Origin of the sequence: Veillonella parvula, assembly GCF_032472435.1 — a bacterium.
Lineage (GTDB): Bacteria > Bacillota > Negativicutes > Veillonellales > Veillonellaceae > Veillonella > Veillonella parvula_N.
Genome location: NZ_JAWEGM010000002.1, coordinates 263,463 through 277,207 on the forward strand (window position 1 = coordinate 263,463; position 13,745 = coordinate 277,207).

Consider the following 13,745-nt stretch of genomic DNA (forward strand, 5'->3'; position numbering starts at 1 on the left):
ATACATCAAGTGAGATCACAAAAAGAAAAAACTTATATACTCCTCTATATACAAGTAAACGTCAACAATTCGGTTTATGAAAATTTATAAGATACTTCACAAAATCGCATAGTATGTATTGAAAATCTATATCATTTATTCATTGTAGAATTGTTACAAACATTGTACACTATAGGCATAGAAATCTATAGTTATATCCTTTTATGGAGGTGCAAAATGCAACATACTGCATGGAAAGATTTTAACACAGGTGTGTGGGATAAAGCCGTTGATGTACGCGACTTTATTCAAAGAAACTATATCCCCTATGAAGGGGACGATTCCTTCCTTGCTGGTCCTACAGAACGAACAACAAAATTGTGGGAACAAGTAATGAAGCTTTATGAAGAAGAACGTGAAAAAGGCGGCATGCTCGATGCTGATACTTCCGTGGCCACACACATTACTGCCCATGCGCCAGGATATATCGACAAAGAACTTGAAACAATCGTTGGTTTGCAAACTGACAAACCTTTAAAACGCGCTATGTTCCCATATGGTGGCTTGCGCACAGCAAAATCCGCTATTGAAGAATACGGCTTCAAAATGGATCCGCAAACAGAGGACTTCTTTAAGAAACATCGCAAAACTCATAATGATGGCGTATTTGATGTATATACTCCAGAAATGCGTGCTGCACGTACAGCTCACATTGTAACTGGTTTACCAGATGCGTATAGCCGTGGTCGTATTATCGGTGACTATCGTCGTATCGCTCTTTACGGTGTTGATTATCTTATTGAAGATAAAAAAGAACAATTTAGCATTACAATGGGTGACATGCTAGAAGATGTTATTCGCGACCGTGAGGAAATACAAGATCAAATTCGCTCTTTGAAAGAATTGAAAGAGATGGCAGCATCCTATGGCTATGATATTTCCAAACCAGCTAAGGATGTTCGTGAAGCTATGCAATGGATTTACTTTGGCTATCTTGGTGCCATTAAAGAGCAAAACGGTGCTGCTATGTCCATTGGTCGTAACTCCACATTCCTCGATATCTATGCGGAACGAGACCTTCGCAACGGCATATACACAGAGGAACAAATCCAAGAATTCGTAGACCATTTCATCATGAAATTGCGCATGGTTCGCTTCGCACGTATCCATGAATACAACAATTTGTTCACAGGTGACCCTGTTTGGACCACTGAATCCATCGGTGGTATGGGTACCGATGGCCGTACATTGGTTTCTAAAATGTCCTTCCGTTACCTACATACATTGACCAACCTTGGCCCTGCTCCAGAACCAAACCTCACTGTATTGTGGTCCCCTCGCATGCCGATCGGCTTCCGCCGTTTCTGTGCGAAATTATCCATTGAAACATCTTCCATTCAATACGAAAATGACGAATTGATGCGTCCTAACTCTGGTGATGACTATGCAATCGCATGTTGCGTATCCCCAATGCGTATCGGTAAAGAAATGCAATTCTTTGGTGCTCGTTCCAACTTGGCGAAATGCTTGCTTTACGCTATCAACGGTGGCGTTGACGAAAAGTTGAAGAAACAAATTGGTCCTAAATACCGCCCTATCACTTCCGAGTACTTAGAATTTGACGAAGTATGGGAAAAATTCGACGACATGATGGAATGGTTGGCAGGCGTATATGTAAATGCATTGAACATCATTCACTACATGCACGATAAATATGCTTATGAAAAACTAGAAATGGCATTGCATGACCGCAAGGTAACTCGTTGGTTTGCAACTGGTATCGCTGGTTTATCCGTAGTAGCAGACTCCTTATCCGCTATTAAATATGCTAAGGTAAAACCTATCCGTGACGAAAATGGCATCGCTGTTGATTTCGAAATCGAAGGTGACTTCCCTAAATATGGTAACGATGATGACCGTGTAGATAGCTTGGCAGCAAAGGTTGTTTCCACATTTATGAACAAGATTCGTAAACATCCTACATATCGTCAATCCGTTCCTACTATGAGCTTGTTAACAATTACTTCCAACGTAGTATATGGTACAGCTACAGGTTCTACTCCAGATGGCCGTAAAGCTGGCGAAGCTTTCGCTCCTGGCGCGAACCCAATGCACGGTCGTGATTCTCACGGTGCCGTATCCTCGTTGGCATCCGTAGCTAAAATGCCATGGCGTGATTGCTCCGATGGTATTTCTAATACCTTCTCTATCATTCCGGACGCATTAGGTAAATCTGGTGAAACATTTGTTTCCGTCAGCGATTTTGATATTGAGTTAGATCCATCTCAATTGCCTAACAGCAATACAAACTTCGCATGCAGCGAACCAAATGTTACTATAGAGGAAGATAAGTAAAATCTTCCACAGTATCGAACTGCTTTCACCGGCATCGATACGCGTGTTAGTCTTGGTTGAAAGGAGGTTATACCCATGAGCAACCAACAAGTTGATAACTTGGTAGAGTTATTGGATAGTTATTCCCAAAAGGGCGGCCATCATTTGAACGTTAACGTGTTTACTCGTGAAACATTGTTAGACGCTCAAAAACATCCTGAGTTGTACCCTCAATTGACGATTCGTGTATCCGGTTATGCGGTACACTTCAACAAATTGACAAAACAACAACAGGACGAAGTTATTTCCCGTACATTCCATCAACGTATCTAATCGAGGTTTCCTATGACTGGACGTATTCATTCGGTTGAAACGATGGGTACGGTTGATGGTCCAGGCATGCGCATGGTGGTATTTCTTCAAGGATGCCCCATGCGCTGTGCTTATTGCCATAATCCTGATACATGGGATGAAACTAGCGATAATGCTAAATTCATGACCGTAAAGGAATTATGGGACCAGTACGAACGTAACCGCCAATTTTATACTAATGGTGGTATCACCGTCACAGGTGGGGAAGCTCTTATGCAAATCGACTTTGTTATTGAGCTTTTCACATATTTCCGTGAAAGAAACGTCCATACCTGTTTAGATACAAGTGGAATTTGTTTTGACCCCCACCAAGAGGTGGCATACCGTAAATTACTCAGTGTAACTAGTCTCGTCATCCTAGACATTAAGGAAATCGATCCAGCCAAGCATTTATGGTTAACGGGTAAACCGTTAGAGCCCATTCTCGGGTTTGCTCGATTGACGGCAGACGTGGAAGTTCCGATTTGGGTTCGTCACGTAGTAGTCCCTACGATTACAGATAATGCCGATCGTCACTATCGTCTAGGCTTTTTTCTAGGATCTCTGAAAAATTTACAAGCCGTTGATTGCTTACCTTATCACGTTATGGGTATTGCTAAATATAAGGAGTTAGGTATTCCCTATCGCCTAGAGGGCATCCCGGCTGCAACGAAAGATATTGCAGCTAAAGCGACAAGAACCGTGGTGGAAGGCATCAAGGCCTATAGACGCCATTGGTGGAGTCCCATCAAAACACAACATCAATCATAATCAAGTTTGAGGATAACTACCTCCCTTGATATATATAAATATATATACCAAGACTTGATCTATGATAGCCCTAATCAATAGAGCCGCCCCATACAACCGGGGACGGCTCTTATTGCGTTTAAATAAATTTTCTATCATACAAACGGGCAGCGATGAGGACCACTAAACAAGATCCCACATTATGCACTAATGCACCTGTAGTAGGCGTCAAAACCTCAAGCAATGAGAGAATAATAGCGATACAATTAATGGCCATTGATAAAGCAATACTAAATTTTATAGTTTTAATCGTAGCATCTGATAATCGTTTAATATAAGGAATTTTACTAAGGTCATCACTCATCAAAGCAATGTCTGCTGTTTCTATGGCAATATCACTACCAATAGTCCCCATTGCAATACTCACATCAGCAGTCTTCATAGCCGGAGCATCGTTAATTCCGTCGCCAACCATACAAACCTTGTGATGTTTCCCTTGCAGTGCTTCAATAATACTTACTTTTTCTCCTGGTAAAAGCTCCGCATGTATTTCGGAAACACCAGATTTCTTTCCAATATATGTAGCGGCTGCTTTACTATCACCAGTAAGTAATACTGTTGTCATATCTAAGCTTGAGATAGCAGATATCATATTTATCGCATCATTTCGCATTGTATCAGATAATGTAATGATACCTATAATATGCTCTTTATCTGCAATAATGACAGATACCTTGCCTTCACTTCGATATACATTAATGGCTTTTTGAATAGACTCACATACAATAATATTATGCTCTTCAAGGAATCGTTCATTTCCACAATATAATTCTCGACCTTTTATTACGGCTATAATCCCTTTACCTACGAACATCGTAAACGAAGTAGTATCAAGTATTTCTAAATCTTGCTCTATCGCATGAGAAACGATAGCCTTGCCAATAGGATGTTCGCTCTTAGCCTCTGCAGATGCAGCTAATTGAAGAATATCAATCTCACTATAATCTGTATCAACGGCTAAAATAGATTGAACTGCTAACTGACCACGTGTTAATGTGCCGGTTTTATCAAATGCCATGGTATCTACTTTTCCCATAGTTTCAAGAATTTCACCAGATTTAATAATAACGCCATGTTTAGTAGCTTGACCAATAGCGGCCATAACCGCAGTAGGTGTAGCAAGCACCAATGCACAAGGACAAAACACTACCAACACAGTAACACCGACGATGATATTACCAGTTATTAAATAGCCTATACATGCAATCATCAATGCAATAGGAACCAATCGACTAGCAACAATATCAGCTATACGCTGAATCGGAGCCTGTTTCTGTTCCGCATTTTTAATAAGTTGAATCATTTTTTGAATAGAACTATCTTCGCCCACTTTAGTAGCTATAATATCTATGGCACCAAAACAGTTAATCGTTCCGCCAAATACATCATCATCAATTGTTTTATCAACAGGTATAGACTCTCCTGTCATAATGGATTGATCTACCGTTGTTTCACCGTTAATAATGCGTCCATCTACAGGGATTGTTTCGCCCGGAAGGATTCGTAAATAATCACCGCTTTGTATAGACTCTACAGGAACCATTATTTCCTTATTAGCCTGTATTTTACGGCCCTTAACAGGTGCTAATGAAATTAACTTCTTTAACCCTTTTTTTGCTCGCTCTGTAGTTGCTTCTTCAAGGAGAGCGCCTAAAGCCATAATAAAGGCGACCTCACCAGCCGCAAATATATCTCCAATAGCAATGGCCGCAAACATAGCCATGGAAATCAATAAAGCTGACGAGATTTTACTAATCCCCTTATTATATACAATCCTTCGTATAGATAAATATACAAGAGGAAAACCACAAATAATAACGGTAATCCAGGAAGGTTCAAAAGGGAATATATTTTGAAATGGTCTCTGTCCACCAAACTCCTCTATCAAATGCGGAATCCCATCAAGCAGTAAAAATAGCCCCGCTAAAATCGTCATATATAAACCAGATAATATATCATGTATTCGATGTACCATACAACAATCCCCTTATCAGACTTTCACTACCAATATGAATTGAATTATGACTACACTTACAGTACAATAATTACGATAGCGAACACCTTGTTCACTTTAATTGTATCAACCTATGGTTTTAATACAATATATAAAACATCTCATATGTTCATTACGGAACATATACGCTATTCTGTACTAAAAGAATGACAGGAGTTAATATGGATCGTAGGCAGAAAAAAACTCGTAAAGCCATATTTATAGCTTTTAACGAATTATTATCTAATAAGGCGTATGACAAAATCACCGTTCAAGAAATCATTAGTGCCGCAGACATTGGTCGCACCACCTTTTATGCTCATTTCGACACAAAAGAAGCATTACTAGAAGCACTCTGCGAAGACTTATTTTTACATATAAAAGATAGTATTAATCATTTACCTCATGCTCATGGGCTTTATCAACAAAGTATTTACCCAGTCTCAGTATTTGGTCATTTATTACAACATTTACAGCAAAATGAAAATAAAATCCTGGAGCTACTAGCTAGTGATAATAACGAAATCTTTTTGCGTTATTTCAGGGATCATCTAAATGAGTTAGTACAAGGATATTTTATCAACCAAGACCGTAAAGCAAATACAAATCTACCGGATGACTTTATTATTAATCATATTTCAGGTAGCTTTGTGGAAATGGTGTTATGGTGGGTAAAAAACGGCATGAAAGAATCGCCTACAGAATTAGACAATTACTTCCATGCCGTTATAGAACCTATTATATAATTATTTAAAATTTATCAAGATACAACATTGATTGGTTCACCCTTAAAGAAGGCTTGTACATTATCTCGAATAATGCCTACCAAGCGTTGACGTGTTTCAAGACCTTTCCAACCCATGTGCGGAGTAATGATGACATTATCTAGTGTATAGAGAGGACTATCCTCAGCTGGTGGTTCTACCTCTTGTACATCGAGACCTGCTCCAGCGATACGTTTAGCTGCTAATGCTTCACAAAGGTCTGCTTCATTAATGAGAGGTCCACGACCAGTATTCACAATGACTGCATTAGGTTTCATCTTACCGATTGTTTCCTTATTAATAAGATGTTTAGTTTGTTCATTCAATGGGCAATGCAAAGTAATATAATCACTATTAGCTAGTAATTCATCAAGGCTCACATAACGAATCCCGTCGCCATCAGCCTTTGGTGTGCGTGTATGCACTAAGATGTTCATACCTAGCGCTTTTGCAACTTTGATGACTTCCATACCGATGTGACCAGCTCCGACAACACCTAAGGTTTTACCATTCACTTCTGTATGGCTCACTTGAAGGTATTTCGTGAAATTGCTGCGATCACCTTTAACAAGCATACCAATTTGTTGCTGCATGGTAGATGCAAAATTGAGGATCATCATGATCACCGTATGTGCTACACGCTCTGTGCTATACGCAGGAATATTGCACACAGTGATTCCCTTTTTCTTTGCTGCGTCAAGGTCAATATTATTATAGCCAGTACCTGCTTCTACGATAAGCTCTACAGTATCAGGAAATTGTGAAAGCAGATCGGCACTTACAGGCAATTCTTTTGTAACCACAACACGAGCACCTTGAATCCGTTCAATAAGCTCAGCATTCGTACTATCTTCGTAGACCTGCACATCATTAGATAATATGGAGAAATCCAATGCATGGTCATAATTCATTTTGCCTGCATTTACCACTACTACACGTTCGCTCATGAGAACCTCCTAAATTGAATAGCTTTAAATATATGTAATACTACTTCTATATAAATTATACTATTATTTATATAATTTTATACTAAAATAACTTCTATTATATATCAACTACCTATACCAATTAATATACTTTCACAACTAATTAGTATACTTTCACAATAATTGTATATAATATATGTATAAATCCTATAAAATTCAAAGTAAAACTCATTTTTCTGTATATAACTTTCACAAAAGTATTGTGTAATTCCCCAAAAGTTATAAAATAAAAGTAATGTTATATAGAATTGAGGAATACAATGAGACCTACCTATTTGACCATAAATACAAGTCTCGTTCGCGAGAATTTGCGTAAAATTAAAGATAGTTTACCTGAATGGAGTACGTCTACAGCTGTCATCAAGGCCAATGGCTACGGCCACGGCAGTGTTATGATGGGTCGTATTGCCGTGGAGGAAGGTTACGAATCCTTAGCCGTTGCTATTCCAGAAGAATCCGTACCACTTCGCAATGCAGGTATTATGGTACCTATTTATTTATTAGGACTCACAAGGCCACAATCCTTTGAACTTGTGGCAGACACTAATTCGATTCCTGCCGTTTGTGAATCTACCGACTTGGAATCACTCAATAAAGTAGCCGATAATCACGACATGATTATTCGCGTTGCTGTTGCCGTTGATACAGGCATGCATCGCATCGGTATCAAGCCTGAGGATGCCATTGAGTTTATCAAACGCATTGAGTCCTACGAAAATTTGGAAATAGACGGATTCTTCTCCCACATGAGCAATGCTGATGCGGCGGATCAATCACACGCCCATAGCCAAACGCAAAAATTTCATCGCATGGTAGATGAAATACGAGCATTCCGTCCAGAAGCAGATTACCGTTTCTCCCTCGCCAACAGTGCAGGTCTTTTATCTGTCAAAGATAGTCTATTCACAGATGCTCGTCCTGGTATTATTCAATACGGTATCATGCCATCTCTTGATGTACCAAATCGATTGGGCTTAAAACCAGTTTTATCTTTCCATAGTGAAGTTGTTCATGTACAACATATCCCTGCTGGCGAAGGCATTGGATATGGATCTACCTATATCACAACTGAGCCAATGACAATTGCTACTATCCCTGTAGGCTATGCGGATGGCTACCCTCGTAGTTTATCCAATCGGGGCACCGTACTGATTCATGGCACTCGTTGTCCCGTAGTAGGTCGTATTTGTATGGATCAATTCATGGTTTCTGTTCCAGATACAATCACGGTAAAACCTGGCGATAAGGTGGTACTTCTAGGGTCTCAAGGTCATGAAAGCATTTCTGCTCTAGAAATTGCAGCCCTTGCTTCTACAATTCCTTATGAAATCTTTTGTGGATTCTCAGAGCGCGTACCACGACAATATATTTAACCTATGTAAAATAAAGAAAGCCCGTATCACATGTAGAAGTCTACATGTGATACGGGCTTTCTTGCTCTCCTATACCCAGCGTGCTGTAAAGCAGTTACGTTCTTATTGTGAGAGAGAGTATATATACCAAGTATATAATCTTATGATTCGGAGGGAACCACAATTCATAAGGGGCCCTCTGAACGATAGATGGCATAGGAGAGAGTCAATGTTTATCTATCCAATCCAGAGGGCTGTGTGTAATTGTTTATTGTGTGTGTGTTGTTTATTGTGTGTGTTTTTGTGTGTTTTATGTGTTGTGTATGTGTGTGTAAGTGTATTTATGTTATGTGTGTATAGTTTTGAGTGCTTAGTGTTCGTTTTTGAAAGGGTTTGCTTTACAGCGCTATAGAATAGGAGATCAACTTATTTTGCTACCGTCCCTGTTTTAGCATCCAATACAACGGATATCGGTTTATTTTGTGCATCATGGAATTCTATGGTATATAGTGGTTTACCATTTTGATTAGCAAGAGACCACGCATTAATACCAGTTGCTACCTTGCCAGACTGTACGAAAGCTGCATTAATTGCCACATGTGGAGGTATTACTGTCCCAGCATCAATAGCACTAGCTTCCATAGATGCATCATATGCTTTAGGAGTACCATCCGTTACATTACCAGTAGCCACATCTAGAGTCATAGAATGAGCACCACTAGTATTAAAACCAGCTACTTCATAGATGGCAGTTTTACCTTGAGTTTTGAAGGATACATTAGTGATTTTGGAGTTTCCAAATTTACTTTCGAATTGGTCAATTAAATAATTAGCACCAACTACGAAAATACTATTTTGGTCTACTACGCCTTCTTGCTGATTGGTTGTGCTAGGTTGTGATTTTCTACTTTTAGAGTTTTTTTTTCCTCTTTAGTAGGCTCTTCTTTATCAGCCTTTTTTTCGTCTTTCACAACTTTTACTTTAGGCGCTTTGTCTACTGCAGCTTTTTTAGTATTTTTAACTTCTTTATCATGCTTTGCTACAGATTCTGATTTTTTATCGCCACCGCGTACTACTCTTGTTTCACTAGGAGCTTTAGCTACAGATGCAGTTTCAATAGTAGGAACTGCTGCTGCAGGATTTTCTGTACTAGGTACTATAGTTTCTTGAGCTACTGGTGTTTTAACATCTTGTGTAGCTGTTGGAACTGGTGTAGTATTACGAACTGCTGTACCTACTTGATTACCGTCTGCCACAGGAGCTACCGGAGTTTTAGGTGCAACTGCAGTAGTAGCCACATCTGGAGCCACCGCTGTAGTAGGAACTACTGGATCAGTAACTGGTTGTGCTGGAGTCGCTGCACTCGCTGTTTCTTGTGTAACAGGCATTGGAGTTACTGGTTCAGCTGCGGTTACAGCTACAGTGGCACCAAATACGCCAGCCACTGCTAAAGCAATACTACTTTTTAAAATAGATTTTTTCATATTGTCCTCCTTATTAATTCATTTACATGCAACTTTACGCATGTATATTTCCAGTCAACTCAATGTCATCATGTAAGTTCCAAAACATATATCTAGCATGGACTTGTAGATATATAGCTTGGAAATTTCAGATATACTTGAGTTTGTCTTTCGACTGGTACACATACTATCGACAGTCTATGAAGTCAAAATGTAGAAGCACTGTTAAAAGCTTATTTTATAGTGAGTTTAGAATGAATTTATATATAATTCCTATGAAATCCTATGGGATTTACTTTATACTTAAAAATTCCATGAAAAACATATCAAAAGCCGTTTATCCCATATATAAGGGATAAACGGCTTCAAAATATACGTATCGATATCTAAAATTTCACATTCATGAGCAAACTTTCACAAAAAATGCCTCAATACTAGTTATTTTTTTAAGAAAAATAGTATTAAGGCATTTAATTATTATATTCAGAATAAAATAACTAGGCACTATTAAGATATAATAACTAGTCAATCATATATTAATCGTCAAATTTAACAGATAGCAATTTACCATTCATTGCATCCATACGTACATGTACTTCTTTATTATCTGCTGTACCAAAGCTAACTTTGTAGACAATCTTACCTTTATCATAGCGTACAGCCCATTCATTAAGGCTCACAGCTTTACCTTTTGTTTGGGCATAAGCAAAGTTCACCACAGCTGCAGGCGGTAAGATTTCCCGAGGATCAAACGATTTTTTCTTTAGTGATTTATGGAAGTCCCCTTCGCGCTTTTCAAAGATTTGATTAGTAGCATAGATATACGTTAACTCATACTTACCAGATTCATCAAAACCTTCAACATCATACTTAATTTGACCTCCATCCGCATCAAAGGCGATTTCCGTAATTCCTGCATTTGGATGATTTTGGATAAAGGCATTTAATAAACCATTAGCACCTACAATCGCCGCATGGTTACCATCAACAACTGCCACAGTTGGCTCTACAGCTACTAAAGGGGCTGCACTTGCATTTGGCATGCCAAATGCCGCTGCCAAGGCCAATACAAGGCTACCTTTTACAAAAAATGATCTCATTGGTTCCTCCATATCTCAAACAGTTATCATAACAATATATATACAATTATACACTAAATCAACGTGGTTTATAATCTTTATTTATATAATTAGTGCATGTACCTACGCCCTATGATACAATGCACATAGATTCATTTTTATAACTACATGTGAGCTAACTATGATTTCAATTTACCCCACTATATATCACGCATTTCAATGCAAGGCCGATCAATGCGAAAATACATGTTGTCAGCTGTGGACCATCGATATAGATGAGCCTACGGCTGAACGTTATCATTCCATGACAGGTTCTCTTGGTGAAAGCTTACGCCAAGCCATCACTGTTGATGATGAAGGCAGTCATTTTATCTTTTCTAAAGCACAACCTATGTGTCCCTTACTCAATGAAAAAGGTCTATGCAAGGTAGTTCTTGAATTGGGAGAAGAAGGACTTTGTGACACCTGTCATATGCATCCACGCTTTTATAAATACATTGAAGACTTAGAACTATGTGGCGTTGGATTATCTTGTGAAGCTTCGGTTGAACTATTGGCCCGACAAGAACCAATGGACTTACTCCTCTTTACAATTGAAGATGACCATAAGGAATTCAATTCTGAGGAGCGATTAACACTCCACAATGTTTTTGAATTATTAGCTTTTGATTTAGATCCTAATCTATTTAAATATACGCCAAAGCCCTCAAAGCAGTCTTTCAAAGAACTATTAGACCTATATAAACAAACCGAACCCATCGATGAGAATTGGACAGCACAAGTTAATACATTATCTAGTAAACTAGACCAACTCATCGCATCCGTACAGACCTATATACAGCAAGAGGATATGAGCCTATTTAACAAAGTGTACCAATATATATTGTATCGCCAAATCGATATGCTATCAGATTATTCCTTGGAATCTATCTTAGCCTATGCAAAGGATGGTACTGACTATATACTTATAGCCAGCGCCTTAGAGGGACAACCATTAAAACAAATTGCTAGATGGTCACAACAAATCGAATACGACGAAGATAATGTGGCGCTATTATTACAACACTACGAAGCCCAACTTATTATAGAGTGAACAAAAACCGCAAGAATTTTATCTTGCGGTTTTTTTAAGTCTTATTATAATACATCATTTGAAGAGAGTATGAACAAAGCGAATCCATTGAGGTAATACAGAGACAGATAATAATGCCACAATAAAGATAACAATATAGGTTTTAATGATACCTAATTCAACATAACGTCTCATTAATTGGGCTACAATGAACACGGCATAATACTGGCTGAACATCGTAATAAGATAAGCCATATCCCCTACATATTTTTGAAGAGACAAAGAGAAAAAAATAATCCCTAGTATATGAATTAATACTAAGACAACCGTGCGAAGTGCATTTGTATAAGCTAATCCATATATATAATTGCGCAATACCCCACCATAAGTACCACGACCACCTAATAAAACAAGTAAGCGCCATATAACAAATGAACCGATGATAATTTGAAAAATTAAAAATACAGAACTTGCTAAAATACTAATTACATCAAAATGAGTTAACCCAGTAATCCGTTTAATTCCGAGCATTGGAGATATAACTTTCACCATAAACGGTAAGCTATAGGTCATTATATATAATACAATAGTAGATACGACTAGATTCAGAATGGCTCTTGTATGAGATCCATAATTGATAATATTCTGAAAAGATTGTTCGCTAAGCCTGGTAAATAAATGCAATATATCCTTATTCCATGTCATAAATGCTCCTTTTAGTTTAAAACTAGTAAAAAAGGACGAGCCATGTCTCGTCCTAGATATATCATATGTATTTTATCGAGTCAACATATAAATCCATTCAAACACGTGTGCTACCAAAAGAGCAATCAACATTAGAATCAAACCTTCATAAGGGGTCCCATTAATACATGCTCCCACAATACGTCCCATAGTTTGTAACAATAATACGGTACTTAAAACACATAGCACAATCATACAGAAGCCAATGATTGCTTGCAGTATTAATGGTACCGAAGTTAAAATCAGCATAATCCCTGCTGTAAAAGTAATCAATGCCACAACAAGTTGAGCAAATGACATGATATGCAAAATACCGGTTGTAACAGTTCGAACATAAAATTTACGCTGTTGAGCAACCGCATAAACTATAATGATACATGCCATGAAAATAACTTTTCCGATTACCCATGCAAAGCGACCCATATTCCAAAATTCTCTAGAACTACCCATCTGTTCCAAAAAAAGTTGTATTTCATGTTGACCTACTGGAAGAGATAGCGATTCCCACCTTACTAATAACGAAGAATTGCGTATAAACGCACGTATAGCATCTAAATATACGCCTTCACCTACAATAGTAAATTGATAACATATGAGTGTTAATAGCAGCATTCCTATGAGTTGCCCATAGGCAATATCAAAGTGATACATACGAGGATTATTCTCTTCAATAGGGTTTAATAAACGATAGATAAACTGCATTAAACCCACCATCATAGGTATCACCACCTTTTACACAATATACATACACAACATTTAAGTTTGAATACTATAACATACAACACACAATAAGGAACTATAAAAAATAGTTCCTTTTC

General features: G+C 38.1%; 13 protein-coding genes. 6 read left to right on the top strand and 7 right to left on the bottom strand.

Features of this window, described 5'->3' with window-relative positions; all coding sequences use genetic code 11:
• The first annotated feature begins 216 nt into the window (after positions 1 to 216).
• The 3 genes from pflB (at position 217) to pflA (ending at position 3,435) form a co-directional block, all read left to right on the top strand.
• Complete coding sequence (gene pflB, locus E7A03_RS04325) at positions 217 to 2,334, top strand: formate C-acetyltransferase (RefSeq protein ID WP_205112841.1); 2,118 nt, start codon at positions 217 to 219, stop codon at positions 2,332 to 2,334.
• Between the two features lie 75 nt (positions 2,335 to 2,409).
• The gene (gene grcA3, locus E7A03_RS04330) at positions 2,410 to 2,646 is read left to right on the top strand and encodes an autonomous glycyl radical cofactor GrcA3 (RefSeq protein WP_316073726.1); all 237 of its coding nucleotides are present in this window, start codon (positions 2,410 to 2,412) and stop codon (positions 2,644 to 2,646) included.
• Positions 2,647 to 2,658: 12 nt separating this feature from the next.
• A complete protein-coding gene (gene pflA, locus E7A03_RS04335) occupies positions 2,659 to 3,435 on the top strand; it encodes a pyruvate formate-lyase-activating protein (protein ID WP_004693958.1) in 777 nt (258 codons plus the stop codon).
• A 118-nt stretch (positions 3,436 to 3,553) separates the two neighbouring features.
• Here the strand turns inward: pflA and E7A03_RS04340 are convergent, their stop codons facing one another.
• Positions 3,554 to 5,449 carry a heavy metal translocating P-type ATPase gene (locus E7A03_RS04340; RefSeq protein WP_316073727.1) on the bottom strand — a complete coding sequence of 632 codons (1,896 nt, stop codon included), beginning with the start codon at positions 5,447 to 5,449 and terminating at the stop codon, positions 3,554 to 3,556.
• A 200-nt stretch (positions 5,450 to 5,649) separates the two neighbouring features.
• Here E7A03_RS04340 and E7A03_RS04345 point away from each other — a divergent pair, with 200 nt between their 5' ends.
• Positions 5,650 to 6,213 (top strand): TetR/AcrR family transcriptional regulator, encoded by a 564-nt coding sequence (locus E7A03_RS04345; RefSeq protein WP_077708038.1) that lies wholly within the window; start codon positions 5,650 to 5,652, stop codon positions 6,211 to 6,213.
• Between the two features lie 14 nt (positions 6,214 to 6,227).
• Here the strand turns inward: E7A03_RS04345 and E7A03_RS04350 are convergent, their stop codons facing one another.
• Positions 6,228 to 7,178, bottom strand: a complete 951-nt coding sequence (locus tag E7A03_RS04350) for a 2-hydroxyacid dehydrogenase (RefSeq protein WP_287506932.1) — start codon at positions 7,176 to 7,178, stop codon at positions 6,228 to 6,230.
• 299 nt (positions 7,179 to 7,477) lie between these two features.
• On the opposite strand from E7A03_RS04350, the gene alr reads away from it, so the two are divergent.
• Complete coding sequence (gene alr, locus E7A03_RS04355; RefSeq protein WP_004697849.1) at positions 7,478 to 8,590, top strand: alanine racemase; 1,113 nt, start codon at positions 7,478 to 7,480, stop codon at positions 8,588 to 8,590.
• 405 nt (positions 8,591 to 8,995) lie between these two features.
• Here the strand turns inward: alr and E7A03_RS04360 are convergent, their stop codons facing one another.
• The 3 genes from E7A03_RS04360 to E7A03_RS04370 form a co-directional block, all read right to left on the bottom strand.
• Positions 8,996 to 9,274 (bottom strand): PepSY domain-containing protein, encoded by a 279-nt coding sequence (locus E7A03_RS04360; RefSeq protein WP_004697959.1) that lies wholly within the window; start codon positions 9,272 to 9,274, stop codon positions 8,996 to 8,998.
• Positions 9,275 to 9,432: 158 nt separating this feature from the next.
• A complete protein-coding gene (locus E7A03_RS04365) occupies positions 9,433 to 10,053 on the bottom strand; it encodes a ribonuclease E (RefSeq protein ID WP_279009195.1) in 621 nt (206 codons plus the stop codon).
• A gap of 515 nt (positions 10,054 to 10,568) precedes the next feature.
• Complete coding sequence (locus tag E7A03_RS04370) at positions 10,569 to 11,132, bottom strand: PepSY domain-containing protein (protein WP_004693970.1); 564 nt, start codon at positions 11,130 to 11,132, stop codon at positions 10,569 to 10,571.
• A gap of 160 nt (positions 11,133 to 11,292) precedes the next feature.
• On the opposite strand from E7A03_RS04370, the gene fliB reads away from it, so the two are divergent.
• On the top strand, positions 11,293 to 12,204 hold the full coding sequence (fliB, locus tag E7A03_RS04375) for a flagellin lysine-N-methylase (protein ID WP_316073729.1): 912 nt from the start codon (positions 11,293 to 11,295) through the stop codon (positions 12,202 to 12,204).
• 54 nt (positions 12,205 to 12,258) lie between these two features.
• On the opposite strand, the gene E7A03_RS04380 is transcribed toward fliB, so the two are convergent.
• Entirely contained in the window at positions 12,259 to 12,888 is a 630-nt protein-coding gene (locus E7A03_RS04380; RefSeq protein ID WP_024061725.1) for a hypothetical protein, read from the bottom strand.
• A gap of 72 nt (positions 12,889 to 12,960) precedes the next feature.
• Positions 12,961 to 13,644, bottom strand: a complete 684-nt coding sequence (locus tag E7A03_RS04385; RefSeq protein ID WP_004693978.1) for a hypothetical protein — start codon at positions 13,642 to 13,644, stop codon at positions 12,961 to 12,963.
• Positions 13,645 to 13,745 lie beyond the last annotated feature (101 nt).

Bases quoted from the DNA above. Each gene is read 5' to 3' on its own strand.
- E7A03_RS04345 (WP_077708038.1), top strand. From the start codon at position 5,650: ATGGATCGTAGGCAGAAAAAAACTCGTAAAGCCATATTTATAGCTTTT.
- alr (WP_004697849.1), top strand. From the start codon at position 7,478: ATGAGACCTACCTATTTGACCATAAATACAAGTCTCGTTCGCGAGAAT.
- pflB (WP_205112841.1), top strand. From the start codon at position 217: ATGCAACATACTGCATGGAAAGATTTTAACACAGGTGTGTGGGATAAA.
- E7A03_RS04385 (WP_004693978.1), bottom strand. From the start codon at position 13,644: ATGATGGTGGGTTTAATGCAGTTTATCTATCGTTTATTAAACCCTATT.
- E7A03_RS04350 (WP_287506932.1), bottom strand. From the start codon at position 7,178: ATGAGCGAACGTGTAGTAGTGGTAAATGCAGGCAAAATGAATTATGAC.
- fliB (WP_316073729.1), top strand. From the start codon at position 11,293: ATGATTTCAATTTACCCCACTATATATCACGCATTTCAATGCAAGGCC.
- E7A03_RS04370 (WP_004693970.1), bottom strand. From the start codon at position 11,132: ATGAGATCATTTTTTGTAAAAGGTAGCCTTGTATTGGCCTTGGCAGCG.
- E7A03_RS04380 (WP_024061725.1), bottom strand. From the start codon at position 12,888: ATGACATGGAATAAGGATATATTGCATTTATTTACCAGGCTTAGCGAA.
- E7A03_RS04365 (WP_279009195.1), bottom strand. From the start codon at position 10,053: ATGAAAAAATCTATTTTAAAAAGTAGTATTGCTTTAGCAGTGGCTGGC.
- grcA3 (WP_316073726.1), top strand. From the start codon at position 2,410: ATGAGCAACCAACAAGTTGATAACTTGGTAGAGTTATTGGATAGTTAT.
- E7A03_RS04360 (WP_004697959.1), bottom strand. From the start codon at position 9,274: ATGACTCTAGATGTGGCTACTGGTAATGTAACGGATGGTACTCCTAAA.
- pflA (WP_004693958.1), top strand. From the start codon at position 2,659: ATGACTGGACGTATTCATTCGGTTGAAACGATGGGTACGGTTGATGGT.
- E7A03_RS04340 (WP_316073727.1), bottom strand. From the start codon at position 5,449: ATGGTACATCGAATACATGATATATTATCTGGTTTATATATGACGATT.